This window comes from Lysobacter yangpyeongensis (genome assembly GCF_042655745.1).
Classification (GTDB): domain Bacteria; phylum Pseudomonadota; class Gammaproteobacteria; order Xanthomonadales; family Xanthomonadaceae; genus Agrilutibacter; species Agrilutibacter yangpyeongensis.
In genome coordinates this window covers 906679-922614 of the sequence record NZ_JBHSNM010000001.1, presented here as the reverse complement: position 1 = coordinate 922614, position 15936 = coordinate 906679, and the positions used below count along the sequence as shown (strand labels likewise).

Sequence of the window (15936 nt, the reverse complement as noted above, 5' to 3'; positions counted from 1 at the left end):
TCCCACGTCCCCATGAGCACCGTACCCAAAGCTCCGCGCAAGGCCGCCGGCAAGGCGACCGCCAAGACCGTCGATGCCAGACAGGCGCCCGCCAGCGGGAGCCAGGCCGTTTCGCTCGAGCCCATCCTCGCTGCCATGCGCAAGCGCCTGCCCAAGGCGCGCCATGCCGAGGGCGAGGCGTTCATCAACGCGTTCTACCGCCGCATGAGCGACGACGAGATGCCGCAGCACAGCGCCGATGGCTGGGCCGCGCTGGCAGTGGATTTCCTCGACTTCGCGCGCGCGCGCAAGCCCGGTACCGCGCTGGTGCGCCTGTTCAACTCGACGATCAAGAGCCACGGCTGGGAATCCGCGCACACCGTGCTGCAGATCGCCAACGACGACATGCCGTTCCTGGTCGACACCGTGATCATGGCGCTCGCCGAACTGGGCATCGGCGTGCACGTGCTGGGCCACCCGGTGGTCACGTTCCAGCGCGACAAGGGCGGCAAGCTCGTCGCCGTGGGTGACGGCACGCCGGAGTCGCTGATGCACCTGGAAATCGATCGCCAGGCGCCGGACGCGATGCCGAAGATCCAGAAGGCGGTGGAAACCGCGCTGGCCGACGTGCGTGCCATCGTGCGCGACTGGGCGCAGATGCGCGGACGCATGCAGCAGATCGCCGAAGAATTCGGCTCGCGCAAGTTCCCGGCCGATGAGGCCGCCCGTCGCGAATCGCAGGAATTCCTGCGCTGGGCTGCGGACAACCATTTCACCTTCCTCGGTTATCGCGAGTACGAAGTGGTGAAGCAGGGCGACGACGAAGTCCTGCGCGCGGTCGACGGCACCGGCCTGGGGCTGATGCGCGGCCACGATGCCGGCAAGCCGCGTTCGGTGAAGTCGCTGCCCGCGCACAGCGTCAACAGGAAGGAAGGCGCCGAAGCGCTGATCCTGACCAAGACCAACGCGCGATCGACCGTGCACCGCCCCGGCTACATGGATTACATCGGCGTGCTCGACTTCGACGCGAAGGGCAAGCCGATCGGCGAGAAGCGCTTCGTCGGCCTGTACACCTCCAGCGCGTACAACCGCCGCCCGTGGGACATCCCGCTGGTGCGCCAGCGCCACGAATACGTGATGCAGCAGTCCGGCCTGACGCCGACCAGCCACAGCGGCAAGGCGCTGCGCCACATCCTGGAAACCCTCCCGCGCGACGAGCTGTTCCAGGCGACGGGTCCCGAGCTGCTGCGCACCGCGAGCGGCATCCTCGGCCTGCAGGAACGCGTGCGCAGCAAGCTGTTCCTGCGTCGCGACCGTTATGGCCGCTTCTTCTCCGGCCTGGTCTACATCCCGCGCGACCGCTTCAACACTGACGTGCGCCTGCGCATCGAGGCGATGCTGAAGGAGATGCTGCACGGCGAGTTCGTCGACACCAACGTGCAGCTCAGCGAATCGCCGCTGGCGCAGCTGCACCTGGTGATCCGGCCGAAGTCGGGCGACGTGGTCGAGGTCGACAACGCCGCGATCGAGTCGGCCCTGGCGAAGATCATCCGCAACTGGCAGGACGACCTGCGCGAACGCCTGGTCGAGCGTCATGGCGAACACGAAGGCCTGATCCTCGCCAACCGTTACGGCCGCGCGCTGCCGCCGGGTTACATCGAGGAGGTGGGCGCCGAAGTCGCCGCGCAGGACATCGCCAACCTCGCCGCGCTCACCGGCCCGGACGACCTGCGCCTGAGCCTGCATCGCGCCCACAAGGGCACGGGCGGCCTGCGCTTCAAGTTCTATCGCCAGAACGACGACATCCCGCTGTCGGACGCGCTGCCGATGATGGAGAACATGGGCCTGCGGGTGATATCCGAGCACCCGTACCGGCTCGCGGCCAATGGCCAGGTGTTCTACGTCCAGGACTTCGAGGTCGAGACCATCGGCGCCGAGCTCGATCTGGCCAATATCGACGAGAACTTCGAGGACGCCTTCGCCCAGATCTGGCGCGGCAACGCCGAGAACGACGGCTTCAACCGCCTGATCCTCGGCGCCAGCCTGTCCTGGCGCCAGGTCGCGATGCTGCGCGGCTACTGCAAGTACCTGCTGCAGGTCGGCGTGCCGTTCTCGCAGAGCTACGTCGAAGCGACGTTCGCGCGTTATCCGATCCTTGCCCGCCTGCTGGTGGAAGTGTTCGAAGCCAAGTTCGATCCGGCCACCGGCAGCGAAAGCAAGGCCGACATCAAGGCGGGCATGGAGCGATTCCGTGCCCAGCTCGCCGCGCTGGCCGGCGACGATGCCGCGCTGATGGCGGCGGTGTCGCCGGTGATCGAAGCGCGCGCCGGCAAGCGCGAGCAGCAGGTCGATGCGACGCGTGCTGCGTTCAAGTCGCTGCTCGACCGCGTTTCCAGCCTCGACGAAGACCGCATCTTCCGCAGCTTCCTCGGCGTGATCGACGCCACGCTGCGCACCAGCTACTACATCCAGTACGCGAACGGCCTGCGCAAGGATGGCGGCCCGGCCGATTACGTCAGCTTCAAGTTCGATCCGTCCCGCGTGCCCGACCTGCCCAAGCCGCGTCCGTACCGCGAGATCTTCGTCTACGGCCCGCGCGTGGAAGGCGTGCACCTGCGCTTCGGCCCCGTCGCGCGTGGCGGCCTGCGCTGGTCGGACCGCCGCGAAGACTTCCGCACCGAGGTGCTGGGCCTGGTGAAGGCGCAGATGGTGAAGAACACCGTCATCGTGCCGGTCGGCTCGAAGGGCGGTTTCTACTGTAAGCAGCTGCCGAATCCGGCCGTCGACCGCGATGGGTGGTTCAACGAAGGCGTGGCCTGCTACAAGCGCTTCATCAACGGCCTGCTGGACATCACCGACAACATCACGCCGGACGGCAAGATCGTGAATCCGGCCAACGTTGTGCGCCATGACGCGGACGATCCGTACCTGGTCGTCGCGGCGGACAAGGGCACGGCGACGTTCTCCGACATCGCCAACGGCATCGCCGCCGCGCACAAGTACTGGCTCGACGACGCGTTCGCCTCGGGCGGCTCGGTCGGTTACGACCACAAGGGCATGGGCATCACCGCGCGCGGCGGCTGGGAGTCGGTCAAGCGCCACTTCCGCGCCATGGGCCGCGACAGCCAGAAGGAAGACTTCACCTGCGTGGGCGTGGGCGACATGTCCGGCGACGTGTTCGGCAACGGCATGCTGCTGTCGAAGCACATCCGCCTGGTCGCGGCGTTCGACCACCGCCACATCTTCCTCGACCCGAACCCGGACGCCGCGATCTCGTTCAAGGAACGCGACCGCATGTTCAAGCTGCCGCGCTCGTCGTGGGAGGACTACGACAAGAAGCTGATCAGCAAGGGCGGCGGCGTGTTCCCGCGTTCGGCCAAGTCGATCCCGGTCTCCGCGGAAACCCGTGCCGCGCTCGGTATCGAGAACGGCGTGACGGCGATGAGCCCGAACGAGCTGATGAACGCCATCCTCAAGGCACCGGTCGATCTGCTGTGGAACGGCGGCATCGGCACCTACGTGAAGGCGACCAGCGAAACCCACCAGCAGGTCGGCGACCGCGCCAACAACACCCTGCGCGTCAACGGCAGCGAACTGCGCTGCAAGGTGGTGGGCGAGGGCGGCAACCTGGGCCTGACCCAGCTCGGCCGCGTGGAAGCGGCCATGCACGGCGTGCTGCTCAACACCGACTTCATCGACAACTCCGCCGGCGTGGACACCTCGGACCACGAGGTCAACATCAAGATCCTGCTCAACGGCGAGGTGCAGAAGAAGAAGCTGACCTTCGACGCGCGCAACAAGCTGCTCGCGTCGATGACCGATGAGGTCGCGCAACTGGTGCTGGCCGACAACTACCGCCAGAACCAGGCGATCAGCCTGATGGAGCGGATGAGCGTGTCGCGCATGGGCTCCAAGCGCCACTTCATCAGCACACTGGAATCGCAGGGGCTGCTCGATCGCCAGATCGAATTCCTGCCCAGCGACGCCGAACTGGTCGAGCGCAAGTCGCGCGGCGTGGGTCTGACGCGTCCGGAGCTGGCGATCCTGCTGTCGTATTCGAAGATCGTGCTGTTCCAGCAGCTGGTCGAGTCCGACGTGCCGGAAGACCCGTACCTGTCGAAGGAACTGGTCCGCTACTTCCCCAAGCCGCTGCAGGACAAGTACGCCAAGGCGATGGAAGGCCACCGGCTGAAGCGCGAGATCATCGCGACCGCGGTGACCAACTCGATGGTCAACCGCATGGGCGCGACCTTCACCCTGCGCATGACCGAGGACAGCGGCCGCACGCCGGGCGAGGTGGCCAAGGCGTTCACCATCACGCGCGAGACGCTGGATGCGCGCGCGCTGTGGGCGCAGATCGACGGCCTCGACGGCAAGGTGCACGAGTCGGTGCAGATCGACGCCCTGCAGGTGATCTGGAACCTGCAGCGCTCGTTCACGCGCTGGCTGCTGTCGCGTCCGGGTGCGATCCCCGACATCGCCACCGCGGTGAGCCGCTACTTCGACGGTTACAAGGACATCCGCGCCGGCGAGAACATTCTGGGTCCGCTGCAACGTCCGGGCTATGAGGCCTCGCTGGCCGAGTGGAAGGCGAAGGGCGTGCCGAACGATCTCGCCCTGCAGCTGGCCGCGCTGCCGTACCTGGAGCCGGCCTGCGACATCATCGAGATCGCGCGCGAACGCAAGCTCAAGGTGGTCGAAGTCGCCAAGGCCCACTTCCGCCTGGGCGAAGCGCTGAACCTGCCGTGGCTCAGCGGCCAGATCGACAACCTCGCCGTCGAGGGCCGCTGGCACGCCGTCGCCCGCGGCGTCCTGCGCGAAGAGCTGGCCACGCAGCAGCGTGCGCTGGTGCAGCAGGTGCTGTCGATGCCGGGCGGGAATGCCGACGCCAGGGTGCAGGCCTGGTTGAAGCGCGACGATGCGACGCTGCGCTTCACCATGGCGATGCTCAACGAGCTGGCCGCGCAGAAGACGCTGGATTACCCGACGGTGTCGGTGGCGGTGCAGCGCCTGTCGCAGCTGGCGTCCCGCGGGTAAGCGGATACCTGAGCCCCTCTCCCGTCGGGAGAGGGGTTTGGGGTGCGGCGAAGCGGGGTAGGCCAGGCTCGCACTGTATTGGCGACGCCGAGGCAGTTTGCCGATATCGCTTCGCCGAACCCTCATCCGGCGCTTCGCGCCACCTTCTCCCGGCGGGAGAAGGAAGGAGCCCCTCTCCCTCTGGGAGAGGGGTTGGGGTGAGGGTTCGGCGGAGCGGTGACGGTGAACAAGCGAGGAGCGATTCGCGCTCCTGCCGTTTTCTTCACCGCGCCAGCAACAACGCCCCGTCGCACCCTCATCCGGCGCTTCGCGCCACCTTCTCCCGGAGGGAGAAGGGGAAAGACGCAGCTACCGCTTCGTTCCGCAGCCATTGCATCACCGCTTCGCCGTATCCTCATCCGGCGCTTCGCGCCACCTTCTCCCGGAGGGAGAAGGGAAGGAGCCCCTCTCCCTCTGGGAGAGGGGTTGGGGTGAGGATTCGGCGGAGCGGTGACGGTGAACAAGCGAGGAGCGATTCGCGCTCCTGCCGTTTTCTTCATCGCGCCAGCAACAACGCCCCGTCGCACCCTCATCCGGCGCTTCGCGCCATCTTCTCCCGGAGGGAGAAGGGGACTCGGGTACCGCTTCATCCCGCAGCAAACGCACCACTGCTTCGCCGCACCCTCATCCGGCGCTTCGCGCCACCTTCTCCCGGAGGGAGAAGGGGACAGGCGTTGAATCAATCGAGGCCAACGGCGTGACTTGCCACGTCACGCCTCCGCGTTATGCTCGCGCCATCGCAACGGAGCCGCCGATGACCGCGACGCCACGCCTTGCCTTCCTCGCCAGTCCCGCCGAAGAGGCGCAGGCCGTGCTGGCGCAGATGACCGCGCGTTACGGCGATCATCCGCCGCAGGAGGCGGACGTGCTCGTCGCGCTGGGCGGCGATGGCTTCATGCTGCAGACCCTGCATCGCCATGCCGGCCTCGCCAAGCCGGTGTACGGCATGAAGCTCGGCACGGTCGGCTTCATGATGAACCACCAGCGCAGCGAGGACCTGATCGAGCGCATCCACGCCGCCGAACCCGCGATGTTGCGGCCGCTGGAGATGGTCGCGCAGACCGAATCCGGCGCGACCGTCGGCTCGCTGGCCTACAACGAAGTCTCGCTGCTGCGACAGACCCGCCAGGCCGCGCACCTGTCGATCGATCTCAATGGCCAGACCCGGCTGGACGAACTCATCTGCGACGGCGTGCTGGTCGCGACGCCGGCCGGCAGCACCGCCTACAACTTCTCCGCGCACGGTCCGATCCTGCCGCTGGGGGCGAACGTGATCGCGCTGACGCCGATCGCCGCGTTCCGTCCGCGACGCTGGCGCGGCGCCGTGCTGAAGGCCGATACCGAGGTGTGTTTCCGCGTGCTCGATCCCTTCAAGCGGCCGGTCAGCGCGACCGCGGATTCGCATGAAGTGCGCGACATCGTCGAAGTCACGATTCGCGAATCCCGCGATCGCACGGTGACCCTGCTGTTCGATCCTGAGCACAACCTGGAAGAGCGGATTCTGGCGGAGCAGTTCACCAGCGGGTGAGTTGTTTGCCATGCAGTGCGGGCCCTGATGCAGCGTTGCGCCAGTTGCGGCTTGCTCACGCAACCTGCGACGCGTGGTGCAGCAATAAAGGCAGGACGAAGCAGGAAAAGGCCCCGCAGAAGCCGCATCCTCCACGTTCACTGCGAGCGCTGCCCGTCGGGCTGGGGGTGCGGAGAGCGGACCAGGATGGTCCGCGACCCGACTTAAAGGCATGGATGCCGTCAGGAGGGCGTAGCACCCCCGGCCCGGCGGGCAGCGCGTCCTTCCGAAGCCGGGAATTTGACGGAAGACGTCAAAGTCACTGGATCCCCGCCTGATCGGACATTCGTCCGCTGAAAGCCGCAGGGATGACGAGCGAAGGTGGAGCCGCGCCAGGTTCGACGGGTGGCGTCAAAGTCACTGGATCCCCGCCTTCGCGGGGATGACGAGCGAGGGCGGCGAACCGCGCCTGTTCGAGGGGCGACGTCAAGGTCACTGGATCTCCGCCTACGTGGGGATGACGAGCAAGGCGGCGAGCCGTGCCTGATTCGACAGGCGGCGTCGAAGTCACCGGATCCCCGCCTTCGCGGTGATGACGGGCAAGGGGCAGGATGCACCGTGCATCGCCGGAGCGCCGGATCGCAACCAGCGAGACAACCACGTCGTAACATTCCCCCATGCCCGACCGCGATGCCGACCCCCTGATCGTAGCGATCTCCTCCCGGACCCTGTTCGACATGGAGGACAGCCACGCGCTGTTCGAGCGCGAGGGCATCGATGCCTATGCCGACTTCCAGCGTCTGCACGAGGACGACATCCTCGAACCCGGCATCGCCTTTCCGCTGGTGCGCAAGCTGCTGGCGCTGAACGAAGGCGCGCCCGCAGAGGCGCCGCGCGTCGAGGTGATCCTCATCTCGCGCAATTCCGCCGATACCGGCCTGCGCATCTTCAATTCGATCGCGCACCACGGCCTGTCGATCCGGCGCGCCGCCTTCAGCAACGGCGCCGCTCCGTATCCGTACATCCGCCCGTTCGGCGCGGACCTGTTCCTGTCCACGCATGCCGAAGACGTGCGCAACGCATTGGCTGCGGGCGTCGCGGCCGCCACGCTGCTGCCCGCCAAGGCGCCGCAACAACGCCACGACCAACTGCGCATCGCCTTCGACGGCGACGCGGTGATCTTCGATGACGAGGGCGAACGCGTGTCGCGCGAGGGCGGTTTGGCCGCGTTCGCTGCACACGAGCGCGCGCATGCCGGCGAGCCGCTGTCGGGCGGACCGTTCCGCGGCTTCCTCGACGCGCTGCATCGCCTGCAGGCCGCGTTTCCGGCCGGGCAGGCTTCGCCCATCCGCACGGCACTGGTGACGGCCCGTTCGGTGCCTGCGCATGAGCGCGTCATCCGCACCCTGCGCGAGTGGGGCATCCGCCTCGACGAGGCCCTGTTCCTTGGCGGCCGTGCGAAAGGGCCGTTCCTCGAGGCGTTCGGCGCCGATATCTTCTTCGACGATTCCGAACACAACATCGTGTCGGCGCGCGACCATGTGGCCGCGGGGCATGTGCCGCATGGTGTCGCCAACCGCGGCTGACGCGCTGTTGCGCACCGCGCCTGCACGATCTGACAGGACGCTCGCATGACGGAATTGCGCCTCGCCCGGCATGCCGATGTTCCCGCGCTGCAGTCGCTCATCGCCCGATCGGGCCGCGCATTGAGCGTGGGGCATTACTCGCCCGAGCAGGCCGACGCGATCACCCGGCATGTCTTCGGCGTCGATACGCAGCTCATCGACGACGGGACCTACTTCGTGATCGAGGAGGCAGCGCGGATCGTGGCCTGCGGCGGCTGGAGCCGCCGGCGCACGTTGTTCGGTGGCGACCAGGCCAAGCGCGGCCCCGATCCGTTGCTCGATCCCGCCACCGAACCGGCGCGCATCCGCGCGTTCTTCGTGGATCCGGACCGGGCGCGTCGCGGCTTCGGAAGCCGGATCATGGACGCGTGCCTGGCGGCTGCGCGAGAAGCGGGGTTTTCGGCGCTCGAACTGGTCGCGACGCTGCCCGGCGAGCCGCTGTACCACGCCGCTGGTTTCCAGGTGGAGCAGCGTTTCGAACTCGACCTGCCCGACGGCGTCCGGGTGCCGGTCTCGCGCATGCGCAGGGGGATCTGACGCATCGAACCCGGCATGCAACGACGCGTAGCAACGCTGCGCAGCAGCGCGTGGCTTCAACCGACAAAGCGCAACGGCACCACGGCCGCATCGCGGCCCTCCAGGTGCGTGCTGACCCGATCGCCCTGGCGCTGGAACACGACGTCGACACGCCGGCTGTCCACGACGACGCGCCGGATCGTGACGTGGTCGATGCCCGGCGGCAGCATCGGCCGCTCCACGCGGATCTCACCGCGCCAGCCGTCGATTTCCAGGCCGAGGCAGGCCTGCAGCAGCATGAAGGCCGAGCCGGCGGCCCACGCCTGCGGCAGGCAGGCGACCGGATAGGCCACGGGCGTCGCAGTCTGCACACGCGAGAAGCCGCAGAACAATTCGGGAAGGCGCAGGTCGAAATGCACTGCGGCTTCGAACATGCCCCGCATCAGCCGCGACGCCGCTGCGCGATCGCCGTAGCGCGCCATGCCGGCGGCGCACAACGCGGTGTCGTGCGGCCACACCGAACCGTTGTGGTACGACATCGGGTTGTAACGGACCTGGTCCGACGCCAGCGTGCGCAGGCCCCAACCGGTGTGGAACGCGGGTGTCAGCAGGTTGGCCGCGACCAACGCGGCGCGTTCGGCATCGGGCAGCCCGGCGAAGAGCAGATGGCCGGGATTGCTCGCGCGCACACGACACAACGCGCCGTCGCCATCCACCGCGATGCCGTAGTAGCCGGCTTCACTCATCCAGAAGCGCGCTTCGACCGCTTCGCGCATGCGTTCGGAACGCTCCTGCCAGTGCATCGCGGCATCGACGTCGTTGCGGCGCTTGGACAGCAAGGCCATCGCGCGGAACGCGGCGAAGGCGTAGCCCTGGACTTCGACGAGAGCGATGGGGCCGCGCGGAAAACGTCCGTCGGCGTGGAAGACCGAATCCTCGCTGTCCTTCCAGCCCTGGTTCGCCAGGCCGGTCGACGAGCCGCGCGCGTAGTCGAGGAAACCATCGCGGTTCGCATCGCAGACGCGCTCGATCCATTCGGTGGCCGCGCGCAGTGCGGGCCACAGGCGTTCGACGAAGGCGAGGTCGCCCGTGCGCTCGGCGTAGGCTCCGGCGAGCGTCACGAACAGTGGCGTGGTATCGACACCGCCGTAGTAGCGGCCGAAGGGCAATTCGCGCGTGGCGGCCATCTCGCCCTTGCGCGTCTCGTGCATGATCTTGCCGGGCGCGGCATCGAGGAAAGCCGATTCCTCCTGAGCCTGATGATGCGCGAGGAAGGCGAGCACGCCGCGGGCGATCGCCGGATCGAGCCAGAGCGTCTGCAACGCGGTGATGACCGCATCGCGCCCGAAGGGCGTGGAAAACCACGGGATTCCCGCGTACGGATACGGGCCGGTTTCCAGCTCACTGGTCAGCAGCGCGAGGTCCGCGCGCGACTTGTCCATCCATGCATCGAACAGCGGGCCACCGCTGCGGATCTGCCCGGTGCGTCGCTGCCGGCTGCGCATCGTCGCGCGGGCCTGCACGGCCGCATCGCGAAAGCGCTTCGGCGACGGGGGCTCGGCAGGCGTGGTGCCGCATTCCAGGTACAACTCCTCGTGCACGCCGGGATGCAGGTCGAGCACGAATTCGCCGGTGTCCTCCTCCAGTCCCGAGAACTCGCGCGAGAACGAAAGCACCGACGAGCGCAATGCTTCGTCCAGGCCCTGGTAGCGGAACAGCACGGTGTTGGGTGTGGATTCGACCGCCAGCAGCTCGCCGCGCGTCGCGCGCACGGTGCCGCGCACTTCGAACATGTCGCGGAAGTCCGCCGCGAACGACAGCCGCAGCGGCAGCCGCACGATCTCCTGTCCGTAGTTGCAGCAGGCGATCCGCTCGTACAGGCGATCGCGGTGCAGGAAGCGCTCGCGTTGCAGATGAATCATCCCCTGCGCCGCAGGCGGGCCGCCCAGCGGCGGCAGCGGACGGTTGGTGAGGTGGGCGACGAACATCACGTTGTCGCGGCTCACCGCGGCGCTCAGCAACGCCGGCTGCGAATCGCCGAGGCGCAGGCGGAAGTACGAAAGCAGGCGCGTGTCGTTGTGGAAAAAGCCGTCGCTGCCGCCCTCGATGTCGCCTGCGGCGTCGGCCACGATGAAGCAGTCGCTGTCTTTCAGGACATAGGTGGTCGACAGCGTGTTGCTGGCGATGGGCTCCATCGTCACGCCGTCAGCAGTTGTCCGGAATCCGCTTCCTGCGCCAGCCGGTGGTACATCTCGACGTAGCGGTGGGCCATCACTTCCGCGGAAAAGCGCCGTTCGAACACGCTGCGGATCCGGCGCCGGTCGAATGCGGCGACCTCCGAAACCGCAGCGGCGGCTTCCGCCTCGTTGTCGACGATCCGCCCGGTGAGGCCGTCGTCGAGCACTTCCGGCACCGCCCCGCAAGGCCATGCGATCACCGGCGTGCCGCAGGCCATCGCTTCGATCATCACCAGTCCGAACGGCTCGGGCCAGTCGATCGGGAACAGCAGCGCCAGCGCATTGCCGAGGAAGGTGGCCTTTTCGGCATCGCTGATCTCGCCGACGAATTCGATCAGCGGATCGTCGAGCAGCGGACGGATCTCGTTGGCGAAATAGGCGCGATCGGCCAGGTCAACCTTCGCGGCGATGCGCAGCGGAATGCCGACGCGTCTGGCGATCGCGATAGCGCGATCGGGCCGCTTCTCCGGCGAAATCCGGCCGAGGAAGGCGAGGTATTCGCCCCGCGGGCGTGGCGTGCAGGGAAGCAGGTCCACGGGCAGTCCGTGCTGCACGGTGCCCAGCCAGCGCGCGAAGCGCAACGGCCGGCGCTGGTGGTCGGAAATCGAAACCAGCGGGAAGCGCGGCCAGCGCCAGTACGCCTCGGGCAGATCCTTCAGGTCCAGGCGGCCGTGCAGGGTGGTGACGGTGCGATCGGCGATGTCCTCGAACATCGGGAAGTGCAGCAGATCGACATGGAAATGCAGCACGTCGAATTCGTGCGCACGCCGCCGTACTTCATGGAGCATCGACAGGTGCGCGGCGAGATCGGATGTCAGCGTCGTCGGGTCCAGGCGGATCGCCTGGTCGCGTACCGGCACGAGCGTGGCGTGCGTCACTGCATCTGCGCTGGCGAAAAGGGTCACGTCGTGGCCCAGGTCGACGAGCGCGTCGGCCAGATACGCCACGATGCGCTCGGTGCCCCCATACAGCTTCGGCGGAACGGCTTCGTAGAGGGGGGAAACCAGCGCGATTTTCATGGGACGACCGACTTCGTATGCAATGTTTCCGCAGCGTGCCTGCCATGGCGTGGACGCGGTGTGTCCGGGCACGCCGCGATCGGCGCGCCGCATCGGAGAGTCCGATGCGCACGAGTCAGGATCCGTCCGCGGCGTGCCGGCGCGTATCCGAAAACCGGGACGGCGCGATACCCGCGAAAAATGCACCCGGAACGATTACGCGCGCGTCAAGATCAACCGCCGTCCGGCGGCGCCGACAGGGGCAGGCGCACGTCGGTCACCTTCCATGCCAGGCCCTGTCGGCTGAGCACGAACACCACCGGATCGCCATCGGCATTGCGCACGGTGGCCGTGAAGCGTGACGGCGATTCGTAGCGATAGCGCGCGCCTTCGAGCGGATCGCGCGGCGGTGCGGCAGCGTAGGGATCCTCGCCGGAGCGCCGACCTTCGAGCCGATGCCAGAAGTTGCGGCCTTCCATCAACGCGGCGAGTCCTGCCGGCGTCGCCATCGCATCGACGATGCCACCCGTGGCGCCGCCCGCGACTCGCAGCGCGATCGCACCCAGCAGGCTCGACTGCATGTCGGGACCGGCCCGGCGCGCGACGTAACCGTCCACCTGCTGCTTCAGGCTGGTGCGCAGGGCAGGGAAGTCGATGTATCCGGACAGCCGTGCAGCGTCCTGGTCGCGCACAGCGCCGCGGATGCCGTGGATGGCGATGAATGGGCCCGCGGCGAGCCAGCCCGCGGCCAGAACACAGACGATGACGACGAGGGCGAGCCACTTCTTCATGCGTTCGCTCCGGGTTTGCGGGCCAGCATACGCGCGAGCGGCGGGCCGAGGGTTCCGACCCGCCGCTCGCGACGGTCACCACGAACTGCGGACGCGCGTGTTCAGAAGCGCGCGGCGCGGCTGCGGGTTTCCAGCGGCGCCATGCGGCTCTGGTCGTTCAACTGCAGATCGCGGATCTCGTACGGCGCGCCGTACCCGGACGGAACGTGCGCGCGATCGAACGCGAGGACCAGCGATCCCTTGCCGCGCCCGAACCACGCCGCCGAATGCGCCTGCGACACTGGTGCGAGCGAGCCGTCCGACGCCGTGGCGTACAGCGTGCCGCGGACTTCGTAGCGTCCGGGCGATGCGCTTTCCAGCGGCACCACGGCACGCAGCTGCGCGCCGCTCACCGTGATGTCGCCGCGCAGCCGCGCCGTCGGTGCGGCGACGCCGAACGCGGTGCGCGCGTCGCGGGCGATGCCGTCGGCGGTGGCGAACAGTTGCAGTTCCCACAGTCCCGCAGCCGAGCTCGCCTGCGCGGGCAGCTTCACTTTCGCAGCGAGCCGTCCCGCTGTGTCGCGCGCGACCCGCACCGGCAGGCTGCTGCCGTCCGGTGCCACGAGCAGGGCCTCGGCCTGCGCGGGGATGCTGCGGTCGTCGCGATAAGCCTCGAGCGTCACCGTGACGGTTTCGCCACCGAGCGCATGCTGGCGATCGGCGTGCGCCTTCAGTCGCACGGCGCTTTCCGGCTCGTACACGTGCACGACGTAACGGCCTTTCGCATTGCGCGCGTGCAGGGAATAGGCGCCGGCGCCGTTCTCGCGCGCGAGCTTGACCACCGCGGTGCCGGCCTGGACATCCATGCCGGCGGCCTGCAGCGCGACGGCACTGGCGGCCTGTTCCAGCCGCACGGCCTTGCCGTGGCCGGTGACGCCGACCTGCTTCGCCTCGATGGGCGCGGCACCGCGCCCCGGACTGATGCGGATCACCGCGCCCGGCGCCGAGGTCTGCACGGACACGCCCTTCTGCAGTTCGACGCCGTCCACCGTGCGCCAGTATTCGCGGCTCTCGGCCACGTACGGCGTCGGTGGCGACAGGGCGACCCGCGGGTCGAGTGCCCAGGAGAATGACACGGGAGCCCGTTCGAACTGCCCCGCCGGAGCCGGCAGCGATACCAGGCGCGTCGGCACCTGATCACCGCGCGCAGGCGGAAGCAGGGGCTGAGCGGCGAACGCGTGGAACGGAAGCGAAGCAAGGCAGGCCGCGACCAGCGCGGCATTGAAGTTCATGCGCATGGTTGGCCCCTCAGAGCTTGAGATCGTTGCGGAGGATGGTGTCGAGCGTGAAGCAGGCGCGTCGGCTCTGGTTATGGCTCAGCGGTTCCGCGCCGGCGGTGCGGTTCTTGTCGTAGAACCACACGCTGCCTGCCGCCGACTGGCTGCTGCAGTTGAGGAAGCCGTCCGAGCAGCTGTCCAGCCAGTTCTGCGTGGTTTCCAGACCGACGTTTTCGGCGTAGCCGCCGCAGTAGCTGTCGCCGTCGAACGGCGAGGAATCCACGTCGGTGCCGACGACGCTGCGGAATGTCTTCGGCAGCGCCGGCCGGCCGCCGGTGCCGTAGAGGTAGTGGGCGTTGTAGTAGGCCATCCAGCTGACCTGCTGCTGGCGCACGGCATCGGACTGGTAGCCGAGCAGCCAGCCCAGCGATTGTTCGAACACGTTGCCGTTGATGACGGCATCCGCGAGCGGCGTACCGGCCGAAGACGGTGCGAGTGCATTGACGCGGACGATCCGGCTGATGATGGCCGGATAGCGGCTGTCCCAGGTCGGGTTCGACAGGATCCAGCGCATCACGTTGCCGCCGTTGGAATGCGTGATCACGATCAGCCGCGTGATGCCCCTGGTATTGATGAAGTTCGTCAGCTGGCCCGCCAGGCATCCGGCGGCGCGGCTGTCCCACATGTACTGGGTGAAGTCGCAGTTGATGACGACGTAGTTGCCGGGGTTGGGCAGCCCCTGGCGTACCGAATCGACCATGGCCGGTTGCCAGTAGTCCTGGTACGCGTTGGTCTGGGATCCGGTTCCGTGGACGAAGGCGACACCGGTGACGTCGGCGGCGGACGCGCACGGCGCCGCGGCGGCCAGTGCCAGGCCGCAAAGCAGATTTCGCATGTTCACTCCCTCGAAGTGCAGCGGCTCGGCCCGACGGCTTCGCCGCGGAAAGTCCTGCTCGCTGCGCCGGGCCCAGCGGCGCATCGCGGGCGAGCATACCCATACGTACGGGTATGTCATGCGGCGATGCCGCACGGCAGGCCGGGGTCGCGGTCAGGGGCAGGCGTCTGCGCAAAAGAAGACAGGCCGGATGTCCGTCCGGCCTGTCGGGTCGCCAGCGAGGGCTGGAGCGATGCTCGTCTGCCCGCTCAGGAGCTCGTGCATTCGCAGCTGTCGCAATCGCAGCAGGTGCAGTCCGCGCAGGTGCAGGGGGCACAGGCGCAACAGCCGCACGACGCGGCGGGCAGGGTGGTGGTGGCGGTGGCGTCTTCGATGCGGGTCATGGCTTGATCTCCAGGAGGCGGCGGAATTGCCGCAGCGACAAGGCTGGGCCTTCCCATGCAGGGAAGGTCAACAGGCGTCAATGCGGCGATTTGCGCGCGGAGGTGCGGGGCGTGCGGGTATCGGTGGCCTGGACGGCCAGGTCCTCGAGGATCGGGCACTCCGGACGATCGTCGCCATGGCAGCGGCTGGCCAGGTCCTGCAGCGAACGCTGCATGGCCTGCATCTCGCGGATCTTCGCCGCGAGTTCGTCCGCATGCGCCTGCGCCAGGGCCTTCACCTCCGCGCTGGCGCGCGAGCGGTTGTCCCATAGCCCCAGCAGCGCCTCGATCTGCCTGATCGAAAACCCCAGCGTTCGCGCGCGCCGGATGAACCGGAAGCGGTGCACGTCGGCGTCGGAATACAGCCGATAGCCCGCGAAGGTGCGGCCCGGCTCGGGAACGAGCCCGATGCTTTCGTAGTGGCGGATCATCTTGCTGCTGATGCCGCTGAGCGCGGACGCTTCGCCGATGTTGTGCAGGCCCTGCTGGCGGGCATCGGCCAGTTCGGGACGGGGAAGGGGTCTGGCCATGACGCGGCTCCTGGGTTGATTGCGCGCGCGGAGGATGAACCTTCCCATCATGGGAAGCTCAAGGCAGGCGTCAACCGGATCTTGCCGCGCGCCGGATTCGCCCG

The 15936-nt window shown here is 67.9% G+C and carries 10 protein-coding genes; 4 read left to right on the top strand and 6 right to left on the bottom strand.

Features of this window, described 5'->3' with window-relative positions:
- Positions 1 to 12 precede the first annotated feature (12 nt).
- The 4 genes from ACFPN1_RS03815 to ACFPN1_RS03800 all read left to right on the top strand — a co-directional run bounded on the left by ACFPN1_RS03815 (position 13) and on the right by ACFPN1_RS03800 (position 8724).
- Complete coding sequence (locus ACFPN1_RS03815; RefSeq protein ID WP_386753141.1) at positions 13 to 5016, top strand: NAD-glutamate dehydrogenase; 5004 nt, start codon at positions 13 to 15, stop codon at positions 5014 to 5016.
- A gap of 793 nt (positions 5017 to 5809) precedes the next feature.
- Positions 5810 to 6583 carry an NAD kinase gene (locus ACFPN1_RS03810; RefSeq protein ID WP_386753140.1) on the top strand — a complete coding sequence of 258 codons (774 nt, stop codon included), beginning with the start codon at positions 5810 to 5812 and terminating at the stop codon, positions 6581 to 6583.
- Between the two features lie 656 nt (positions 6584 to 7239).
- Complete coding sequence (locus tag ACFPN1_RS03805) at positions 7240 to 8148, top strand: 5'-nucleotidase (RefSeq protein WP_386753138.1); 909 nt, start codon at positions 7240 to 7242, stop codon at positions 8146 to 8148.
- 45 nt (positions 8149 to 8193) lie between these two features.
- A complete protein-coding gene (locus ACFPN1_RS03800) occupies positions 8194 to 8724 on the top strand; it encodes a GNAT family N-acetyltransferase (protein ID WP_386753136.1) in 531 nt (176 codons plus the stop codon).
- A gap of 56 nt (positions 8725 to 8780) precedes the next feature.
- Here the strand turns inward: ACFPN1_RS03800 and ACFPN1_RS03795 are convergent, their stop codons facing one another.
- The 6 genes from ACFPN1_RS03795 to cueR form a co-directional block, all read right to left on the bottom strand.
- A complete protein-coding gene (locus ACFPN1_RS03795) occupies positions 8781 to 10898 on the bottom strand; it encodes an amylo-alpha-1,6-glucosidase (RefSeq protein WP_386753134.1) in 2118 nt (705 codons plus the stop codon).
- Positions 10899 to 10900: 2 nt separating this feature from the next.
- A complete protein-coding gene (locus tag ACFPN1_RS03790; RefSeq protein WP_386753132.1) occupies positions 10901 to 11959 on the bottom strand; it encodes a glycosyltransferase family 4 protein in 1059 nt (352 codons plus the stop codon).
- A 212-nt stretch (positions 11960 to 12171) separates the two neighbouring features.
- On the bottom strand, positions 12172 to 12729 hold the full coding sequence (locus tag ACFPN1_RS03785; protein ID WP_386753130.1) for a DUF2939 domain-containing protein: 558 nt from the start codon (positions 12727 to 12729) through the stop codon (positions 12172 to 12174).
- Positions 12730 to 12830: 101 nt separating this feature from the next.
- Complete coding sequence (locus tag ACFPN1_RS03780) at positions 12831 to 14006, bottom strand: DUF4785 domain-containing protein (RefSeq protein ID WP_386753129.1); 1176 nt, start codon at positions 14004 to 14006, stop codon at positions 12831 to 12833.
- A gap of 10 nt (positions 14007 to 14016) precedes the next feature.
- On the bottom strand, positions 14017 to 14880 hold the full coding sequence (locus tag ACFPN1_RS03775; RefSeq protein ID WP_386753127.1) for a hypothetical protein: 864 nt from the start codon (positions 14878 to 14880) through the stop codon (positions 14017 to 14019).
- Between the two features lie 460 nt (positions 14881 to 15340).
- Positions 15341 to 15832 (bottom strand): Cu(I)-responsive transcriptional regulator, encoded by a 492-nt coding sequence (cueR, locus tag ACFPN1_RS03770; protein ID WP_386753126.1) that lies wholly within the window; start codon positions 15830 to 15832, stop codon positions 15341 to 15343.
- Between the last annotated feature and the right edge of the window lie 104 nt (positions 15833 to 15936).

What these genes read in the sequence shown, in the direction of transcription:
- ACFPN1_RS03790 (WP_386753132.1), bottom strand. Translation starts at nt 11,959, where the DNA reads ATGAAAATCGCGCTGGTTTCCCCCCTCTACGAAGCCGTTCCGCCGAAG.
- ACFPN1_RS03800 (WP_386753136.1), top strand. Translation starts at nt 8,194, where the DNA reads ATGACGGAATTGCGCCTCGCCCGGCATGCCGATGTTCCCGCGCTGCAG.
- ACFPN1_RS03775 (WP_386753127.1), bottom strand. Translation starts at nt 14,880, where the DNA reads ATGCGAAATCTGCTTTGCGGCCTGGCACTGGCCGCCGCGGCGCCGTGC.
- ACFPN1_RS03795 (WP_386753134.1), bottom strand. Translation starts at nt 10,898, where the DNA reads ATGGAGCCCATCGCCAGCAACACGCTGTCGACCACCTATGTCCTGAAA.
- ACFPN1_RS03780 (WP_386753129.1), bottom strand. Translation starts at nt 14,006, where the DNA reads ATGCGCATGAACTTCAATGCCGCGCTGGTCGCGGCCTGCCTTGCTTCG.
- ACFPN1_RS03810 (WP_386753140.1), top strand. Translation starts at nt 5,810, where the DNA reads ATGACCGCGACGCCACGCCTTGCCTTCCTCGCCAGTCCCGCCGAAGAG.
- cueR (WP_386753126.1), bottom strand. Translation starts at nt 15,832, where the DNA reads ATGGCCAGACCCCTTCCCCGTCCCGAACTGGCCGATGCCCGCCAGCAG.
- ACFPN1_RS03805 (WP_386753138.1), top strand. Translation starts at nt 7,240, where the DNA reads ATGCCCGACCGCGATGCCGACCCCCTGATCGTAGCGATCTCCTCCCGG.
- ACFPN1_RS03815 (WP_386753141.1), top strand. Translation starts at nt 13, where the DNA reads ATGAGCACCGTACCCAAAGCTCCGCGCAAGGCCGCCGGCAAGGCGACC.
- ACFPN1_RS03785 (WP_386753130.1), bottom strand. Translation starts at nt 12,729, where the DNA reads ATGAAGAAGTGGCTCGCCCTCGTCGTCATCGTCTGTGTTCTGGCCGCG.